General features: G+C 66.0%; 17 protein-coding genes. 12 read left to right on the forward strand and 5 right to left on the reverse strand.

What is annotated here, in order from left to right; genetic code table 11:
- Nucleotides 1-666: 666 nt before the first annotated feature.
- Nucleotides 667-1866 carry a tyrosine--tRNA ligase gene (gene tyrS / locus IOC61_RS08885; protein ID WP_195688478.1) on the reverse strand — a complete coding sequence of 400 codons (1200 nt, stop codon included), beginning with the start codon at nucleotides 1864-1866 and terminating at the stop codon, nucleotides 667-669.
- Nucleotides 1867-1980: 114 nt separating this feature from the next.
- On the opposite strand from tyrS, the gene IOC61_RS08890 reads away from it, so the two are divergent.
- Nucleotides 1981-3120 (forward strand): anhydro-N-acetylmuramic acid kinase, encoded by a 1140-nt coding sequence (locus IOC61_RS08890; RefSeq protein WP_195688479.1) that lies wholly within the window; start codon nucleotides 1981-1983, stop codon nucleotides 3118-3120.
- A gap of 22 nt (nucleotides 3121-3142) precedes the next feature.
- On the opposite strand, the gene IOC61_RS08895 is transcribed toward IOC61_RS08890, so the two are convergent.
- Complete coding sequence (locus tag IOC61_RS08895; RefSeq protein ID WP_195688480.1) at nucleotides 3143-4288, reverse strand: PilT/PilU family type 4a pilus ATPase; 1146 nt, start codon at nucleotides 4286-4288, stop codon at nucleotides 3143-3145.
- A 56-nt stretch (nucleotides 4289-4344) separates the two neighbouring features.
- A complete protein-coding gene (locus IOC61_RS08900) occupies nucleotides 4345-5373 on the reverse strand; it encodes a type IV pilus twitching motility protein PilT (protein WP_195688481.1) in 1029 nt (342 codons plus the stop codon).
- An 80-nt stretch (nucleotides 5374-5453) separates the two neighbouring features.
- Between IOC61_RS08900 and IOC61_RS08905 the strand changes: the two genes are divergently transcribed.
- The 6 genes from IOC61_RS08905 (at nucleotide 5454) to IOC61_RS08930 (ending at nucleotide 10011) form a co-directional block, all read left to right on the forward strand.
- On the forward strand, nucleotides 5454-6161 hold the full coding sequence (locus IOC61_RS08905; RefSeq protein WP_195688482.1) for a YggS family pyridoxal phosphate-dependent enzyme: 708 nt from the start codon (nucleotides 5454-5456) through the stop codon (nucleotides 6159-6161).
- Nucleotides 6162-6235: 74 nt separating this feature from the next.
- On the forward strand, nucleotides 6236-7060 hold the full coding sequence (gene proC / locus IOC61_RS08910) for a pyrroline-5-carboxylate reductase (RefSeq protein WP_195688483.1): 825 nt from the start codon (nucleotides 6236-6238) through the stop codon (nucleotides 7058-7060).
- Nucleotides 7061-7112: 52 nt separating this feature from the next.
- Nucleotides 7113-7706, forward strand: coding sequence for a YggT family protein (locus IOC61_RS08915; RefSeq protein WP_195688484.1), 594 nt, complete (start codon nucleotides 7113-7115; stop codon nucleotides 7704-7706).
- 42 nt (nucleotides 7707-7748) lie between these two features.
- Nucleotides 7749-8906, forward strand: coding sequence for a homoserine O-succinyltransferase MetX (gene metX / locus IOC61_RS08920; protein WP_195688485.1), 1158 nt, complete (start codon nucleotides 7749-7751; stop codon nucleotides 8904-8906).
- Nucleotides 8903-9499: a methionine biosynthesis protein MetW gene (metW, locus tag IOC61_RS08925; protein WP_195688486.1), complete on the forward strand. Its 597-nt coding sequence runs from the start codon at nucleotides 8903-8905 to the stop codon at nucleotides 9497-9499. The genes metX and metW overlap by 4 nt, the downstream gene beginning before the upstream one ends.
- Nucleotides 9500-9555: 56 nt before the next feature.
- On the forward strand, nucleotides 9556-10011 hold the full coding sequence (locus tag IOC61_RS08930; protein ID WP_195688487.1) for a DUF4426 domain-containing protein: 456 nt from the start codon (nucleotides 9556-9558) through the stop codon (nucleotides 10009-10011).
- A gap of 42 nt (nucleotides 10012-10053) precedes the next feature.
- Here the strand turns inward: IOC61_RS08930 and sfsA are convergent, their stop codons facing one another.
- Both sfsA and IOC61_RS08940 read right to left on the reverse strand, forming a co-directional pair.
- Nucleotides 10054-10812: a DNA/RNA nuclease SfsA gene (gene sfsA, locus IOC61_RS08935; RefSeq protein WP_195688488.1), complete on the reverse strand. Its 759-nt coding sequence runs from the start codon at nucleotides 10810-10812 to the stop codon at nucleotides 10054-10056.
- Nucleotides 10813-10821: 9 nt separating this feature from the next.
- Nucleotides 10822-11982 carry a pyridoxal phosphate-dependent aminotransferase gene (locus IOC61_RS08940; protein ID WP_195688489.1) on the reverse strand — a complete coding sequence of 387 codons (1161 nt, stop codon included), beginning with the start codon at nucleotides 11980-11982 and terminating at the stop codon, nucleotides 10822-10824.
- A 253-nt stretch (nucleotides 11983-12235) separates the two neighbouring features.
- Here IOC61_RS08940 and dksA point away from each other — a divergent pair, with 253 nt between their 5' ends.
- The 5 genes from dksA to IOC61_RS08965 all read left to right on the forward strand — a co-directional run bounded on the left by dksA (nucleotide 12236) and on the right by IOC61_RS08965 (nucleotide 18279).
- Nucleotides 12236-12673, forward strand: coding sequence for an RNA polymerase-binding protein DksA (gene dksA / locus IOC61_RS08945; RefSeq protein WP_132042104.1), 438 nt, complete (start codon nucleotides 12236-12238; stop codon nucleotides 12671-12673).
- An 84-nt stretch (nucleotides 12674-12757) separates the two neighbouring features.
- Entirely contained in the window at nucleotides 12758-13660 is a 903-nt protein-coding gene (gene gluQRS / locus IOC61_RS08950; protein WP_195688490.1) for a tRNA glutamyl-Q(34) synthetase GluQRS, read from the forward strand.
- A 16-nt stretch (nucleotides 13661-13676) separates the two neighbouring features.
- A complete protein-coding gene (locus IOC61_RS08955) occupies nucleotides 13677-13853 on the forward strand; it encodes a hypothetical protein (RefSeq protein ID WP_195688491.1) in 177 nt (58 codons plus the stop codon).
- Nucleotides 13854-13942: 89 nt separating this feature from the next.
- Complete coding sequence (locus tag IOC61_RS08960; RefSeq protein WP_195688492.1) at nucleotides 13943-16879, forward strand: ATP-binding protein; 2937 nt, start codon at nucleotides 13943-13945, stop codon at nucleotides 16877-16879.
- Entirely contained in the window at nucleotides 16876-18279 is a 1404-nt protein-coding gene (locus IOC61_RS08965; RefSeq protein WP_195688493.1) for a sigma-54-dependent transcriptional regulator, read from the forward strand. Before IOC61_RS08960 ends, IOC61_RS08965 begins: the two co-directional genes overlap by 4 nt.
- Nucleotides 18280-18570 lie beyond the last annotated feature (291 nt).

The raw sequence follows: 18570 nt of genomic DNA on the forward strand, positions 1-18570 counted from the left end.
ACTGTCGAGCCGTCGCTTTATCACCTGGTACCGAACTGCATACCGAAGAAGCGGCGGTCTCGCCAGCGCCCTGCGAGGAAGGCGTATTCTACGTGACTGGCTGTCATTGTCAACCCGGCGAAGCATTCCGAGGAACCTTGCGAGCGACCGACACCTTTCGACACTCAACCCTTGAAGGGTCGTTTCGAGAGGATCGCCGCGGAGGCCTTGAGGCCGCCGTCACGAGTGGCGCACATTCTAGCGAATCTGCCGCGACTGTCAACCGGTGTTTCTCGACGCTTTGCGAAAAAACCATTGCAGAACAGTCACTTCTGTCACCTCCACCGCCTGCAACGTTTGCCCGTCGCCGGCAGCGGATGCGTACTTTACGGCTTTCCCCGCGGGTCCGCAAGGCCTTCCTGTAAAAAAGTTTCAGGGACCTGATAAATGGTCGAAGCCGGCGCCTCGGCTCGCACCCAGCCCATCCACAGCCCCTCATCGAAACACCTTGTGGATATCCTGGCTGAGCGAAGTCTTCGGTTAACGTCGTCGCCTGAAAGAGGGCTGAAAAAAGAAGGCCGAAAGAAGTGAAGAGATAAAAGCGAGAGATAACCGCCAGAAACAGCGGCGCCCGCACTCGGCGGGCGCAACGTCCTCGTCGACCGTGGCCGACCAGGCCCTCCTTCGTTACTTGAGCGTCACGCGGGCATAGCGCTTCTTGCCCGCCTGAATCACATAGCTCTTCCCGGTATCCAGCATATGATCACGTTCGACGGCCTCGCCATCGACCTTGACGCGCCCATTACCGAGCATGTCCTTGGCCTGGGCACTGTTCTTGGTCAGTCCGGAGCGATTGAGCACGGTGGCGATCGGGGCCTGGGCGCTACCCTCGAAGTCCACCTCGATCTCGGGAAGGTCCTCGGGAAGCTCTCCATCGGCGAGCTGGTTCCCCGCGGAACGGTGGGCGTTGGCGGCGGCCTCGTCACCGTGATAGCGGCCGATCAGCTCTCGCGCCAGCTCCATCTTGATATCACGCGGGTTGGCACCGGCCTCCACGTCTCGCTTGAGCGCCTCGATCTCCTCGTTGGGCTTGAGAGAGAGCAGTTCGAAGTAGCGCCACATCAGGCTGTCGGGCATGGAGACCAGCTTGTTGAACATCGACCCCGGCGTCTCGTCGACCCCGACGTAGTTGCCCAACGACTTCGACATCTTCTGCACGCCGTCGAGCCCCTCGAGCAGCGGCATGGTAATCACCACCTGCGGCTGCATGTCGAAGTGCTTCTGGATCTCGCGCCCCATCAGCAGGTTGAACTTCTGGTCGGTACCGCCCAGCTCGATATCCGCCTTCAGGGCCACGGAGTCGTAGCCCTGGACCAGGGGGTAGAGGAACTCATGGATGGAGATCGACTGGCCGTTCTTGTAGCGCTTCTCGAAATCGTCGCGTTCGAGCATGCGGGCCACCGTGCTCTGCCCGGCCAGCTCGATCATGTCGGCGGCACTCATGGCGGTGAACCACTCGGAGTTGAAGCGCACCTCGGTCTTCTCGGGGTCGAGGATCTTGAACACCTGCTCCTTGTAGGTCTGGGCGTTGGCCTTGACCTCCTCCTCGGTGAGAGGCTTGCGAGTGACGTTCTTGCCGGAGGGGTCGCCGATGCGGCCGGTAAAGTCACCGATCAGGAACACGACCTCATGGCCGAGGTCCTGAAACTGGCGCATCTTGGTCAACAGCACGCTGTGGCCCAGGTGCAGGTCGGGTGCCGTGGGGTCGAAGCCCGCCTTGATGCGCAGCTTGCGCCCGGACTCCAGCTTCTTGACCAGCTCCTCTTCCAGCAGGATCTCCTGGGTGCCCCGCTTCAGCAGCGCCAGTGCGCTCGCCACATCGCTCATCGTCTCCCACTCCACGTATCAGGTTGCTCGACCCCTCGGGGCCATATCGAATGGGGCAGAATGGTAGCATGTGTCGATGCGTCGCGCTGACACCATATTGCTCGAGGGACCGCCATGACTCTTTATATCGGCCTGATGTCCGGCACCAGCCTGGATGGCGTAGATGCCGCCCTGGTGGAGATCGACGACGAGCCAACGGCCGGCCGGCCCAGGCTGCTGGCCAGCCATGCCGAACCGATGCCGGCTCGACTGCGCACGCTGTTATGGCAGCTCTGCCACGCCGACCACGTCGCCTTCGCCGAGCTTGCGGCGGCGGAGGAAGCCTTCTGCAAGCTTCAGGCAGAGGCCGTGGCCGCACTTCTGACCGCCAGCCATGTACCGAACGAGAGAGTGGAAGCCATCGGCAGTCATGGCCAGACCATCGAGCATGCGCCGCATGGCCATGCCGGCGGTCCCGCCTACACCCTGCAGCTCGACAATCCCAGCCGGCTGGCCGAGCTTACCGGCATCGCGGTGGTGGCCGACTTCCGTCGCCGTGACCTGGCGGCCAGTGGCCAGGCCGCCCCCCTCGCGCCGGCCTTTCATCAGGCGCTGTTCCGGGCCCCTGACGAGTGGCGGCTGGTGCTTAACCTGGGGGGCTTCGCCAACCTGACGCTGCTGCCACCCGAGGCGGACAGCCGTGCGCCGCTGGGATTCGACTCGGGGCCGGCCAACGCCCTGCTGGACGCCTGGCACGCACGCCATCGCGGCGGCGCCTTCGACCCCGATGGCGCCTGGGCAGGCTCCGGTCGGGTTGACGACACACTGCTGGCAGCCCTGCTGGAAGAGCCCTTCTTTCACCTGCCGCCGCCACGCAGCACCGGCCGTGAACTGTTCCATCTCGACTGGCTGGCAGAACACCTGAATGGCAGGGAGCGCCCCGAGGATGTGCAGGCAACGCTGGCCGAGCTGACGGCAACGAGCGTCGCCCTGGCCGTGGAGATGGCCCGGGAGCGCCTCGCTGCCCCGCCTCCGACGCTGCTGATTCCCTGCGGCGGCGGTGCCCATAATCGCGACCTGCTGAGTCGGCTGGCACGTCGCCTTCCCGACACGCCCCTGGGCGACTGCGCCGAGTGGGGCTGGCCCGCCGACTGGCTGGAAGCCGGCGCCTTCGCCTGGCTGGCCTGGCGCCGCCTGGCGGGCCTGCCGGGTAACCTGCCCAGTGTGACCGGGGCCACAGGCCCTCGCGTACTGGGCGGCGTCTTCGCCCCCTAGGAGCGCCCCACGCGGAGGCGCCTCAGAAGTCGTCCTCGCTGCGCAGCGAGAGTGACGCGGCAGCCTCCTTGGCCTGATCGACTCCCTTGCTGCCCGCACCACCGCCAAACTTGATCATCATGCGCAGGTCATTGGGCGAATCGGCATGCACCATGGCCACTTCCTCGGAAACCCTACCCGCCGTGTAGAGGTCATAGAGCGCCTGATCGAAGGTCTGCATGCCAAGGTCCCGTGAACGGGCCATGACGTTCTTGATCTCGGAGACCTCCCCCTTGCGCACCAGGTCACCGATCAACGGCGAGTTGAGCATGATCTCGATGGCCGGGCAGCGCCCGCCATCCAGTGTGGGCAGCAGTTGCTGAGCGACGATGGCACGCAGATTGAGCGACAGGTCGAGCCATATCTGGGCGTGCCGTTCGATGGGAAAGAAGTTGATGATGCGATCGAGGGCCTGGTTCGCATTGTTGGCGTGCAGGGTGGCCAGACAGAGGTGACCAGTCTCGGCAAAGGTCAGGGCATGCTCCATCGTCTCGCGGCTACGCACCTCGCCGATCAGGATCACATCCGGCGCCTGGCGCAGGGTGTTCTTCAATGCCACCTCGAAGGACTCGGTGTCGATTCCCACCTCGCGCTGGTTGATGATCGCCTTCTTGTGCGGATGTATGTACTCGATGGGGTCCTCGACGCTGATGATATGGCCGCCCAGCGTCTCGTTGCGCTGCTGGATCATCGATGCCAGGGTGGTCGACTTGCCGGTGCCGGTCCCTCCCACCACGAACACCAGGCCCCGCTTGTTGTTGACCAGATCACCAAGAGTGGTGGGCAGCGACAGCTCTTCCAGATGAGGAATATCGAAACCGATGCGCCGGATCACCATCGCCTTCTGGTTGCGCTGTTGAAAGGCACTGACTCGAAAACGCCCCTTGCCCTTGCGGCTGAGTGCAAAATTGGCCTCCCGCTCGGCCGTGAAGCGGGCCTGCATCGACTCCGGAATGGTGACATTGACCAGCTCGTTGACCTGCTGAACGCTGAGTCTCTGCTCACCCAGGGGCGTGAGCCGCCCTGCCATCTTGAGAGTGGGAGGGGCCCCCACCGAGATCAGCAGGTCCGAAGCGTCCTTGTGCACCATGATATCCAGCAGCTGATTGAGCCACTCTTGAGCCGTCATATCCCCGCCCCCTCTACCTGTATCGTTATTCTCTTCTGCTCTGCGCAACTGTCTGTTCAGATGATGCCCTTGGCCTTGGTTTGGGCCTCGTCACGTGCCACCACGTTGTCCGCCACCAGCTTGGCCATGGCGGCATCGAGGGTCTGCATGCCCTGGTTGCCACCGGTCTGGATGGCCGAGTAGATCTGCGCCACCTTGTCCTCTCGAATCAGGTTGCGCACCGCCGAGGTGGCAATCAGGATCTCATGGGCTGCCACCCGACCACCGCTCATGCGCTTGAGCAGCGTCTGGGAGACCACCGCCTGCAGCGACTCCGAGAGCATCGAGCGCACCATCGACTTCTCGTCACCGGGAAAGACATCGATGATCCGGTCGATGGTCTTGGCCGCGGAGGTGGTATGCAGGGTGCCGAACACCAGGTGACCGGTCTCGGCCGCGGTCAGCGCCAGGCGAATGGTTTCCAGGTCACGCAGCTCGCCGACCAGGATGATGTCCGGGTCCTCGCGCAGGGCACTTCGCAGCGCCGGGGCAAAGCCGAGAGTATCGCGGTGTACCTCACGCTGGTTGACCAGGCAGCGCTTGCTGCGGTGGACGAACTCCACCGGGTCCTCGATGGTGAGGATATGCTCGTAGCGATGGTCGTTGATGTAATCGATCATCGCCGCCAGGGTGGTGCTCTTGCCCGAGCCGGTGGGGCCGGTGACCAGCACCAGGCCGCGTGGCAGCATGGAGAGCTGGCGGAATGTCTGGCCCATCCCCAGATCCTCGAACGTCAGTACCTCGGTGGGAATGGTGCGGAACACCGCCCCCGCGCCACGGGCCTGGTTGAAGACGTTGACACGGAAGCGCGAGATACCCGGCACCTCGAAGGAGAAGTCGGTCTCGAAGTACTCCTCGTAGTCGCGACGCTGGCGATCCGCCATGATGTCGTAGATCAGCTTGCGGACTTCACGATCTTCCATGGCCGGCACATTGAGCCGCCGGATATCGCCATCCACGCGAATCATCGGCGGCAACCCGGCCGACAGGTGGAGGTCCGAGGCGTTCTGCTTTGCCGAGAACGCCAGCAGTTCGGTAATATCCATGCGTTTTCCCTGCTCCCGATAGGATGCGTCTTGTTGTGAGGCCCAATATGTGTGAGGTCCAGTATGACAGAGCTTGAGACATGACCGAGCCGGCCGTCTCCGAATCCCTTGCCGCCGCACGGCAACGCCTGGCCGATGCCCTGAAGGCGGCCGGCCGCCCGGTCGCCGATGCACGCCTGCTGGCGGTGAGCAAGACCAAGCCCGCCGCGATGATTCGTGAGGCCTGGCACCTGGGCCAGCGCGACTTCGGCGAGAACTACGTCCAGGAGGCGCTGAGCAAACAGGACGAGCTCGCCGAGCTCGAGGGTATCGTGTGGCATTTCATCGGCCCACTGCAATCCAACAAGAGTCGAGAGGTAGCCGAGCGTTTTTCCTGGGTCCATAGCGTAGACCGTGAGAAGGTTGCCCGGCGCCTGAACGATCAACGTCCCGCGTCACTCGCCCCTCTGAGCATCTGCCTGCAGGTCAATATCAGCGCCGAATCCTCCAAGTCGGGAGTGAGTCTCGCCGAGTTGCCCACGCTGGCCGAGGCGGTGCTGACCATGCCGCGCCTCCGCCTGCGCGGACTGATGGCGATCCCCGCTCCGGCCAAGGGTATGGAGGCCCAGCGTGCACCCCTGGCCCGGCTACGCGAGGCCCTTGAAGAGCTCCGTGAGCGCTTCCCCGAGGCACCGCTGGACACCCTCTCCATGGGCATGAGCGACGACCTGGAGGCCGCCGTGATGGAGGGCGCCACCCTGGTACGCCTGGGTACCGCCGTCTTCGGAGCAAGACAACGACATGAGTGACCCAATGCCGCGGTCGCCGGCGGCGGCCACCTACCCCGAATAGCACACCATCCCGAATAGCACAGGACCTCCCCATGGCAAACCGAATCACCTTTATCGGCGCCGGCAACATGGCCGGCGCCATCATCGGCGGCATGATCGATAGCGGCTTCCGCGCCGGCGATATCACCGCCACCTCTCCCGATGACACCATGCTGGCCCCTCTTCGTGAGCGGCTCGGCATCAATACCGCCACCGACAACGCCGCGGCGGTGAGCGATGCCGATGTGGTGGTGCTGGCGGTCAAGCCACAGATCATGCGCCAGGTATGCGAGGGACTGGGCGAGGCCATTCAGGCGCGTCGGCCGCTGATCGTCTCGGTCGCCGCCGGCCTGCCCGCCGCGACCCTCGAGCGCTGGCTGGGCGATGACCTGCCGCTGGTACGCTGCATGCCCAACACTCCCTCGCTGGTCGGCGCCGGTGCCGCCGGGCTCTACGCCAATGCCAGGGTCGACGAGACGCAACGGCAGCTGGCCAGCGAGCTGATGGAGGCCGTGGGGCTGGTGGAGTGGGTAGACGATGAGGCACTGCTGGACGCCGTCACCGCCGTATCCGGCAGCGCGCCCGCCTACTTCTTCCTGATGTTCGAGGCCATGGAGGAGGCCGGCATCCGCCAGGGGCTTCCCGCCGAGACCGCTCGCCGACTGGCGATGCAGACCGCCTATGGTGCGGCGAAGATGGCCATGGCCAGCGACAAGACGCCGGCCGAGCTCAAGCGCAACGTGATGTCACCCGGTGGCACCACTGAGCGTGCCATCGAGCACCTGGAGCAGGCCGGCCTGCGCACCACCCTGGCCGAGGCCATGGACGCCTGTTCGGCTCGCGCCCGCGAGATGGCCGACGAACTCGACGAGAACTGAGCGGCGTGTCGACACGCTACCCAACTTCAAGCCAATTCTAAGGAGGGCCCATATGGGCAGCCAACTGGGCAGCGCCGGCCTGATGCTGGTCAACACCCTGATCAATATCTACATCTTCCTGTTGATGCTGCGCTTTCTGCTGCAGGCATCCCGGGCCGACTACTTCAACCCCATCAGCCAGTCGGTGGTCAAGGTCACCCAACCGACGGTGCGCCCCTTCCAGAGCTTTCTGGGACCGGTGATGGGCCGCTTCGACCTGGCCACCCTGGCCTGCGGCCTGGTGATCAAGGCGGTCGGCATCGTGCTTATCCTGCAGATCGCCGGGTTCGGCATGCCATCCATCGCGGGGGTGGCCATCGGCGCCGTGGCGGCGCTGGCCAACGCCATTCTCAAGATCTACTTCTTCGCCCTGATCGTGATGATCATCCTCAGCTGGGTGGCGCCCAACGCCAGCCATCCGGGCGCCCTGCTGGTGATGCAGCTGCTCGAGCCGATCATGGCACCGGTGCGAAAGGTGATACCGCCGCTGGGCATGATCGACCTGTCACCGATCTTCGTCTTCATCGCCATCAGCCTGATCGATGGTATCGTGGTGGCCTCGCTAACCCGAGCCGCCGGGATCGCCGGGGCCCTGGTAGGCCTCTGACGAGAGCGGCGAACCCTGCAACGACTGGACATGGAAGGACCAATGCCCGAGATCGCACGCGACTCGGTCGGCCTGGTGACGCCCCAGACGGCGCACTTCGACGACCCCCTGGACCTGGCCTGCGGCATGACACTGCCGGCCTACGACCTCGTCTACGAGACCTACGGCACCCTCAACGCCGAGCGCTCCAACGCCGTGCTGATCTGTCATGCGCTCTCCGGCCATCACCACGCCGCCGGCTACCACGACGCCGAGGAGCGCAAGCCGGGCTGGTGGGATGCGCATATCGGTCCTGGCAAGTCCATCGACACCGAGCGTTTCTTCGTGGTCTCGCTCAACAACCTGGGCGGCTGCCACGGCAGCACCGGCCCCAACAGCATCAATCCGGCGACGGGTCGCCTGTGGGGGCCGGAGTTCCCCATGGTGACCGTGAGCGACTGGGTCCACAGCCAGGCCCGCCTGGCCGACCGCCTGGGGATCACGCGCTTCGCCGCGGTCATCGGCGGTAGCCTGGGCGGGATGCAGGCACTGCAGTGGGCCCTGAGCTACCCCGAGCGCGTCGGCAGCGCCGCGGTCATCGCCGCCACGCCCAAGCTGTCGGCCCAGAACATCGCTTTCAACGAGGTGGCGCGCCAGGCCATCCGCTCCGATCCCGAGTTCCACGACGGCTGGTATGCCGAGCATTCGGCGATACCCCGACGCGGGCTCAAGCTGGCACGCATGGTGGGGCATATCACCTACCTCTCGGAAGATGCCATGGGCCACAAGTTCGGTCGCGACCTGCGTAACCATGACTTCAACTTCGGCTACGGCGTCGAGTTCCAGGTCGAGTCCTACCTGCGCTATCAGGGCGACACCTTCTCCACCTCCTTCGACGCCAACACCTACCTGCTGATGACCAAGGCGCTGGACTACTTCGACCCGGCGGCGGCACATGGCGGTGACCTGGCCCGCGCCCTCGCCCCGGCCCGCTGCCCCTTCCTGGTAACCAGCTTCACCACCGACTGGCGCTTTCCGCCCTCGCGCTCCAGGGAGCTGGTCGATGCCCTGATCCGCGCCGGCAAGCCGGTCAGCTACGCCAACATCGAATCGAGTCACGGCCACGACGCCTTCCTGATGCCCGAGCCCCGCTACCAGGCGGTGTTTGCCGCCTTCATGTCGCGGGTGGCTCGGGACCTGGGGCTGGAGGAACGCCCATGAATCGCCCGGACCTCAAGCTGATCCATGAGTGGGTGCCGACCGGCGCCCATATCCTCGACCTGGCCTGCGGAGATGGCACCCTGCTGGCGACCCTCGCTCGCAGCAAGGGGGTGACCGGCTACGGCCTGGAGATCGACCCCGAGGGCATCACCGCCTGCATCGCCAAGGGAGTCAATGTCATCGAGCAGAACCTCGACGACGGGCTGGCCAACTTCGATGATGGTGCCTGTGACCTGGTGGTAATGACCCAGGCCCTGCAGGCCCTGCGCCGTCCCGATCTCGCCCTCGACGAGATGCTGCGGGTGGCCGGCGAGGCGATCATCACCTTCCCCAATTTCGCCTACTGGCGCCACCGGGTCCATCTGGGCATCCGTGGCTACATGCCGGTCTCCAAGTCGCTGCCTCACGCCTGGTACGACACGCCCAACATTCATCTCTCGACCTTCAACGACTTTGAACAACTCTGCCGCGACAAGGGTCTGATCATCGTCGACCGAGCAGTGGGCATTGGCGACCACGAGGGCCACTGGACCTCGCGGCTATGGCCCAACCTGTTCGGCGAGATCGCCATCTTCCGGGTCGCCCGCGGCTGACCAGGAAGGGTCCAGTGAATGACGGCAAGAGGGGTAAGCGCATGAGGAGTCAGCGCATGACGCGAGGCATCCTGTCCGCCCTGCTCGCGGGCACTCTGGCACTGCTGGCCAGCACCGCCGCCGCCCAGCAGTTCGAGCAGATAGGCGACGTCCAGATTCACTACAGCGCGGTGAGCACCAGCTTCCTGCCCGAGGCAGTGGCGCGTGAACACCAGATCCAGCGCAGCCCGGCACTGGCGCTGCTCAACGTCAGCGTGCTCGAGGAGCGTGAAGACGGCACCACCCGCAACGTGCCCGCCAGGGTCGATGGTCGGGTCGGCGGCATCGGCGAGAGTGACGACGGCAGGCCGCTGAGCTTCCGCACCCTGCGCATCGGCGACACCCCCTCTCAGGTGGCGGTGTTTCGTATCGACGACGGGGCGCCGATGCGCTTCGACCTGGAGGTGTTCCACGACCGCAACGCCGAACCGGCCCAGTTGCAGTTTATCCAGCGCTTCTATATCGACCGTTAGCGACCGGGGTGCGGCGCCGGCCGCCGCACTCTCGACGCTTCCTCAGCCGCTATAGCGGCGCTCGAGTGCCACCGGCAGTTCGACATCCAGATGGATATCGACCGGCCTCCCGTCACGCCGCTGCACCCGGCAGCGCTGCGCCAGCACCTCCACGCCGTTCGCCGCTGCCTCGCGCAGGGTAGCCGCATAGGCGGGATCAAGGTGCTCGGCGGGAGCCACGTCGGGGATCCCCTCGTGGGCCACGCAGAACAGCAGCACCGCACGCTGCCCCGCCTGCGCCAGGCCCATCAGTGCCTCCAGGTGCTTTCTGCCCCGCTCGCTCACCGCATCCGGAAAGTAGCCGTGCCCATCGGGCTCCCTGAGCGTCACCTGCTTGACCTCCACGAAGGCCGTGCCACGCTCGGGATCGTCGAGCCGGAAGTCGATCCGCGAGGCCTTCTCTCCCTGAGTGGCAACCGCAACCTCGCGCCGCAATTCGGCATACCCGGCGAGCGCCGGGACCCGCCCGGCACGCAGCGCCCCCTCGACGATGCGGTTGGCCCGCCCGGTCTGCACCGAGGCCATCGCCAGGCTGCCATCGGGCTGCGGCAGCTCGATCAGCTCCCAGGTCCAGGCCAGCTTGCGTTTCGGGTTGTCGCTGGGCGATAGCCATACCCGGCAACCCGGAATGTTCACCGCTCGCATGGAGCCGGTATTGGGGCAGTGAGCCACCACCTCGCGGCCATCGTCGAGAAGCACATCGGCCAGGAAGCGTTTGTAGCGGCGCAACAGCACGCCTGGCACCAGCTCGGGATACGCCATGTTCGCCATCTACTGGCGCGCCACGAAGCGTTCGAGTCGGCTCACCGCCTCCTCCAGGCGCTCGATGCCGGTCGTGAAGGCAATACGTACATGCCGTTCGCCGCCCTGCACGGCGAAGTCGACTCCCGGCGTGATGGCGACATTCTCCTCCTCCAGCAGGCGCTGGCAGAAGGCCTGGCTATCGTGGCTGTAGCGGGAAATATCCAGCCACAGGTAGAAGGCCCCCTGGGGCGGCAGCGAGGGAGTGAGGTCGAGCCGCGAAAGTCCGGCCAGCAACGCATCCCGGCGGCGTCCCAGCTCGACTCGGCGCTCCTCGAGAATGGCGCGACAGTCGGGCGCGAAGGCGGCCAGGGCAGCATGCTGGGCCGGGGTGGGGGCGGCCAGGAAGACGTTCTGGGCCAGCCGCGTCAGCGGCTCGACTGCCTCCTCGGGCGCCAGCAGCCACCCCAGGCGCCAGCCGGTCATGCCGAAGTACTTGGAGAAGCTGTTGACCACGAAGGCATCGGGAGTGATCGAGGCCACCGAGAGGGGCTCGAGGTCATAGCAGAGGCCCTGGTAGATCTCGTCCACCAGCAGATGACCGCCGCGTCCGGCCACGGTCTCGGCCACCGCTGCCAGTTGGCCGGCATCCAGCATATGACCGGTAGGGTTGGAGGGCGTCGCCAGCATCGCCAACCGCGTTGTCGCCTGCCAGTGGGACTCGACCAGCCCGGCATCCAGCTGCCAGCCACTCTCCGGCCCGACCGGCACGACATCCACCTCGGCCCCGGCCAGGGCCATGAAGTGACGGTTGCAGGGATAGTTGGGATCGGCCATCAGCACCCGGTCACCGGGCCCGGCCAGCAGCTGGCTGGCCAGCAGCAGCGCGCCGGAAGCACCGGGGGTGACCAGGATGCGTCGCGGATCCACCTCGGCACCGAAATGGTCCGCGTAGTGGCCGGCGATCGCCTCGCGCAGGGCTGGTAACCCAGCCGCCGGCGTGTAGCGGGTGTGACCCGCCGCCAGGGCGGCCTGACCGGCGGCGACCACCGGCTCGGGGGTCGGGAAGTCCGGCTCGCCGACCTCCAGATGGATCACATCATGGCCGGCCGCCTCGCGGGCCTGGGCAGTTTCCAGCAGGCTCATCACCCGAAAGGGGGCGACCTGATCGACTCGGGGGCTCCAGGCCATGGCAGGACTCCTGTCGTTGGGCCAACATGCCAGGGAGTCAATCCTCCCACGGCACGGTCAAAGTGTGGTGTCACTGGGCCCTAGTGTAGCGACTTTGGTGGCAAGATCGCAGCCATATGCCCAGTCGAGCTTGCAAAGATAGGGTTTATCGGCTAAACAAGCATGCCTTTGGCGTGAGATATCTTGCCAGGCGGCGAGTATCGATCAGCAGTCACACCAGTAACGAGGCAGCACCATGCCAGGAGGCAGCACCATGCCAGTAGCCGACAAGAAAACGGAAGCTCCCGAGAAGTTCACCCCCTACGAACCGGCGGCGGGTGAGGAGTACATGAACGAGAAGCAGCTGGAGCATTTCCGACAGATCCTGCTGGGCTGGAAACAGGATCTCATGGAAGAGGTGGACCGCACCGTGCGCCATCTGCAGGAGGAGGCAAACAACTACGCCGATCCGGCCGATCGCGCCACCCAGGAGGAGGGCTTCAGTCTGGAGCTGCGCACCCGGGACCGCGAGCGCAAGCTGCTCAAGAAGATCAACGAGACGCTCGACATGATCGACGAGGACGACTACGGCTTCTGCGAGGCCTGCGGCGTCGAGATCGGCATTCGCCGGCTGGAAGCCCGTCCCACGGCCACCCTGTGCGTGGACTGCAAGACGCTGGCCGAGCTCAAGGAAAAGCAGCTGGGCGGCTGATCCGGCGATGCCGGTGCTGTGGCTGATCCTTCATGACGGGCACCCCAGGGTGCCCGTCTGCGCATCTGACGCCTGGAAATCTGCATGAGTCTCTACCGCGGACGCTTCGCCCCCACTCCTTCGGGAGCACTGCACTTCGGCTCGCTGATTGCGGCCCTGGCCAGCTTCCTGGATGCTCGGCAGGCCGGTGGCGAGTGGCTATTGCGCATCGAGGATATCGACCCGCCACGCTGCCCGGCCGGTGCCGCCGACGAGATCCAGCGCCAGCTGGAGGCCTTTGGACTGCAGTGGGACGGTCCCGTACTCTGGCAGCACGCCCGTGATGACGCCTATCAGGCCGCCCTCGAACGCTTGACCGATCAGGGTCTCGCCTATCCCTGCAGCTGCTCGCGCAAGCAGTGGCGTGACCACCCCGTCTACCCCGGCTGGTGCCGCCACGGCGTCCGTGACCCCGGCAAGCCGGTGGCCTGGCGACTGCGCAGCGACCGGGGGCTGCGCCCGGTGGTATGGCAGGACCGGCTGTTTGGCGAACAGCGCTTCGACCCGGCCCGACTCGGCGATGTGGCACTCAAGCGCAAGGATGGCCTGTGGGCCTACCAGCTCGCCGTGGTGGTGGATGATGCCGACCAAGAGATCAATAACGTCGTACGCGGTTTCGACCTGCTCGACAACACCCCCTGGCAGCGCCAGCTGCAGCACGCCCTGGGTGCCGCCACGCCCGGTTACCTGCATCTGCCGCTGATCATCGGTGAAGGTGGCCAGAAGCTTTCCAAGCAGAACCTCGCCCCGGCGCTGCCCACCCGGGACGCCGCGGTACGCCCGCTGCTGCATGCCGCCCTGAAGGCGCTCGACCAGGCGCCCCCGGAGACACTTGCCACCGCCCCCGTGACCGAGCAGCTCGCCTGGGCCGTGGAGGCTTGGTCGGTGGCGCGCATTCATCCCCGGGCCGAACGGCCCCTCGCCGACAATCGGGTCACGGCGTCGTGATGGAGAAGGAGGCGCCATGTACGTCTATCGACTGATGCTGTTCCTGGTGTTTATCGGCTACCTGCTCTCACCGCTGATGATGAGCGGCTGGGCCACTCCCGACGTGGCCTGGTACCGTCCCTTCATCATCTGGGGTGTACTGATCGCCCTGACCCTGTGGCTGGAGCAGAAGAGGAAGCTCGATGAGCGCTAGTCTGGCACCCCCGGGCATCACCTCTGCTGGCATCACCTGGGGCGTGCCGGACGCCGAGCCGCTGGAGCATGAGCAGAGGAGGAGGCTCGATGAACGCTAGCCTGGTCGGCATGCTCGGCGTGGGTGCCTGCTTCCTGCTGCTGCTCTGGCTCTGCGCACTGGCCGTGGAGCGTGGCTGGATTTCCACGCATGTCACCCGCCACCCGCTCGTCTACGTTCTGGCGCTGGGCGTCTATGCCAGTGCCTGGGCGATCTATGGCAGCCTGGAGCTGGCTGCCACCTCCGGTTACGGCTACCTGACCTACTACCTGGGCATGGCCGGCGCCTTCCTGCTGGCCCCGGTACTGCTGGTGCCGATCCAGCGCATGGTACGCACCCATCAGCTGGCCTCGCTGGCCGACCTCTTCGCCTTTCGCTATCGCTCGCGCTGGGTCGGCACCCTGATCACCCTGGTCAGCCTGCTGGCGGTACTACCGCTGCTGGCCCTGCAGGTGCAGACCATGGGCAACGCCATCTATCTGATGACCGGCGCCGCTTCTCCGGCCACGCTGGCGCTGGTCTTCTGTGTGCTGCTGGCGCTGTTCGACATGACCTTCGTGGGGCGACGCCAGCGTATCGACGGACAACACGACAGCCTGCTGGCCGTGATGGCGCTCTCCTCGCTGATCAAGCTGCTTGCCATGCTGGGCCTCGGTGGCTTCGCGCTGTTCGCAATCTTCGATGGGCCCGCCGATGTTCAGGCGTGGCTCGAGGGCCCCGGCCAGGCCTTCCAGTCCAGTGTGGTCCAGACCGACCCGGCACACTGGCGCTCACTGCTGCTGCTGTTCTTCGCCGGCCTGCTGATGCCGCATATCTTCCATCTGGTCTTTACCGAGACCCGCTCCCGCCACACCCTGCTGCAGGCCAGCTGGGCGCTGCCGCTGTTCCTGCTGTTGATGGCGCTACCGGTACCGCTGATCCTGTGGGCCGGCCAGCGCCTGGGGCTCGATGCCACCTTCGACACCGGCTACCTGGCGTTCGGACTCTCCGAGTCCCTGTCCCTGAAGGCCCTGGCCTTCCTCGCCGGGCTGGCCGCCACCAGCGCCACCACCCTGCTGATCGCCCTGGCGCTGTCGGGCATGCTGACCAACCATGTCTTTCTGGTGGCACACCCCCCTGAGGCCCACCATGACCTATACCGCTGGCTACGTTGGCTGCGCCGCGGCCTGGTTGCCGCGGTGGTGCTCGGCGGCTGGCTGTTCTATCGCATCGTCGGCGTGCACCACGACCTGACCAGCCTGGGGCTCGCGGCCTTCGTGGGCATGGCGCAGTGTCTCCCCGGACTTCTGGCCCTGCTCTACTGGCCGGGCGCCAACCGGCGCGGCATGGTAGCGGGGCTGATCGTCGGGGTGGGTGTATGGCTCTCCGGGCTATGGGTGCCCCTGCTGACCGGACTCCCCGCCCTGGCGATCATTCCCCCCGGGCTCGAGGCGCTGAGTGGCGAGCCGGCCTGGTACACGGTGACCCTGGTCTCCCTGGCAAGCAACGCCATGGTCCTTATCGTGGTCTCCCTGGCCACCCCGACATCCGAAGGGGAGCGTGCCGCCGCCGAGGCCTGTTCGGTGGATGCGGTGATCCGTCCCAAGCGCTTGCCGCTGGAGGCCGCCAGCGGCGAAGAGTTCAAGCCGCACCTGGCCCGTGCGCTGGGCGAGTCGGTGGCGCGGCGCGAGGTCGACCGCGCCCTGGATGATCTCGGCCTCTCACCGCTTGACGGCCGTCCCTACGCGCTGCGCCGGCTACGCGACCGCCTGCAGGCCAACCTCTCCGGGCTGATGGGTCCCTCGGTGGCCCAGGACATCGTCGACCGCTATCTGCCCTACCGCCAGGGAGGCCCCGGCGCCACCGAGGATATCCACTTCGTGGAGAGTCGCCTGGAGGCCTACCGCTCGCGGCTTACCGGCCTGGCACGGGAACTCGACGGCCTGCGCCGCTACCATCGACGCACTCTCACGCGACTCCCCGTGGGGCTATGCGCCTTCGGCGAGGATGGCGAGCTGCTGATGTGGAACGATGCGCTGGCCCGACTCTCGGGCATCGAGGGCAGCGGTGTCGTGGGCGCCAGGCGCGAGAGCCTGCCCGCTCCCTGGAACGAGCTGCTGGGGCGCATCATCGCCGAGCCCGAAAGCCAGCTCTACAAGCACCCCGTCACTCTCGACGGCACCACCCGCTATCTCAGCCTGCACAAGGCCGCACTGGAGGGCAGCCACAGCGAGCCCGGTGGCATGGTGATCCTGATCGAGGATCACAGCGAGATGAAATGGCTGGAGGATGAACTGGTCCACGCCGCTCGGCTGGCCTCCATCGGACAGCTGGCCGCCGGCGTGGCCCACGAGATCGGCAACCCCATCACCGGTATCTCGTCGTTGGCACAGAACCTGCGCTTCGAGGCCGATGATCCCGAGGTGGTGGAGACCACCGAGCAGATCCAGCAGCTCACCGATCGCGTCTCGCGCATCGTCTCCTCTCTGGTGGGCTTCGCCCATGGTGGCCGCCACCTCGCCGGCCGCGAGCTCGTCCCGGTGGCCATTGCCGAGGTGGTCGACGAAGCCATTCACTTGATCCACCTGGCCCGCTCGAGGGAGGATGTGCGCTTCGACAATCGCTGTTCGCGGGAGGCGTGCGTGGAGGGCGACGCCCAGCGTCTGCTGCAGGTGATGGTCAACCTGCTGGGCAACGCTCGCGATGCCAGCGGACCGGGAGACAGTGTGACCGTCGAGACCGTCCCGGAAGGCTCGGGGGTGAGGGTCAGTGTCACCGACGAGGGCGCCGGCATCGACCCCAGCGTCCGCGACCACCTCTTCGAGCCCTTCACGACCACCAAGCCCCCCGGCGAAGGCACCGGTCTCGGCCTGCCGCTGGTCTACAGCATCGTTGCCGAACATCACGGCACCCTGGACGTCGAGTCACCGCTGCCGGAAAGCGAGGGCGGTACTCGCATCAGCCTGTGGCTGCCGCGTCACCAGAAGGAGGGTGAGAGACCCCGATGAGCCGGATCCTGATCGTAGAAGACGAAGCCATCATCCGCAGTGCGCTGCGCCGCCTGCTCGAACGCCACGACTACCGAGTCGAGGAGGCCGGCTCGGTCGCCGAGGCCATGGCCCTGGATCCGCAACGCTTCGACCTGGTGATCAGCGACCTGCGCCTGCCAGGCGAGCCCGGCACCGAACTGATCACCCGCGCCGCTCCGGTAGCGGTGCTGATCATGACCAGCTACGCCAGCATGCGCTCCGCCGTGGACGCCCTCAAGCTGGGTGCCGTGGACTACGTGGCCAAGCCCTTCGACCACGATGAACTGCTCGAGACCGTGGCCCGTGTGCTGCACCAGCAGGGCAGCCTGCAAGCCACTCCCCCCGATATCGCCGACCCCGGCGGCCAGGCACGGCCGATGATCGGCAACTGCGAGGCGATGCAACGGGTCTACGCACGGATCAGCAAGACCGCTCCGGCCGATGTCACCGTGCTGGTCCAGGGCGAGTCCGGCACCGGCAAGGAGCTGGTGGCCCGCGCCCTGCACCAGCAGAGCAAGCGAGCCCAGGCACCGCTGATCTGTGTCAACTGCGCGGCGATTCCCGAGACGCTGATCGAGTCGGAGCTGTTCGGCCACGAGAAGGGAGCCTTCACCGGCGCCAGTGCGGCACGCACCGGCCTGGTAGAGGCCGCCGACGGTGGCACCCTGTTCCTCGACGAGATCGGGGAGCTGCCTCTGGATGCCCAGGCACGGCTGCTGCGAGTGCTTCAGGAGGGCGAAATCCGCAAGATCGGCTCGGTGGAGACTCGTCACGTCGATGTGCGCCTGATCGCCGCCACCCACCGCGACCTCCAGGCCCTGTCGAAGACCGGCGAGTTCCGCCTCGACCTCTACTACCGCCTCAATGTCATGCAGATCGACCTGCCGCCCCTCCGCGAGCGGGAGGACGATGTGCTGCTGATCGCCGACGCCCTGCTGGAAAAGGCCTGTCGGCGCCATGATCGCGGTGGGCTGCGCCTCTCCCGCGCCGCCCGCGACGAGATCCGCCACTACCCCTGGCCCGGCAACGTTCGCGAGCTGGAGAATGCCCTGGAACGTGGCGTGATCCTGGCCGAGGGCCACCTGATTCACCCCGACGACCTGGGCCTCACCGCGGCCTCCGGTGCCCCCCCGCTGTCGCGGCGCGCCGCCCCCACTCAGCAAGCCCCCGCCCCCGAAAAGGCGGATAGCGTCGATAGCGCCCCCGTGGATGACCTCTCCCTGGAGGACTATTTCCAGCACTTCGTGCTGGAGAACCAGGACCATATGAGCGAGACCGAACTGGCCCAGAAGCTCGGCATCAGCCGCAAGTCGCTATGGGAGCGCCGACAGCGCCTCGGCATCCCGCGCAAGAAGAGCTCCCGCCGCAAGACCGACTGACTCTCGCCAGGGCCAGTCGCCCCTGACCCCGAGCCCTCTTCGACCAAGGTGCAAGACCGGCCTCCGGCCCGAAATTGGCACACCGAGCCGCGCGTCCGCACTCCCCACGCACCATTTGTTACCGTCCCACACAGAACATGCCCGATTACTGCACCATCGGGGTAACACTCAGCCCCTCCGCAGAAGCCTCCACTTGATGACACCCATGTAACATCTTGGTTTTATGACGATAAAAAGATAATGGCATGCCATCTGCAATATACAGGGCAAGAAAAACAAGTTCCGGCGTCA

This window comes from Halomonas sp. KAO, assembly GCF_015595025.1.
Taxonomy (GTDB): Bacteria; Pseudomonadota; Gammaproteobacteria; order Pseudomonadales; family Halomonadaceae; genus Halomonas.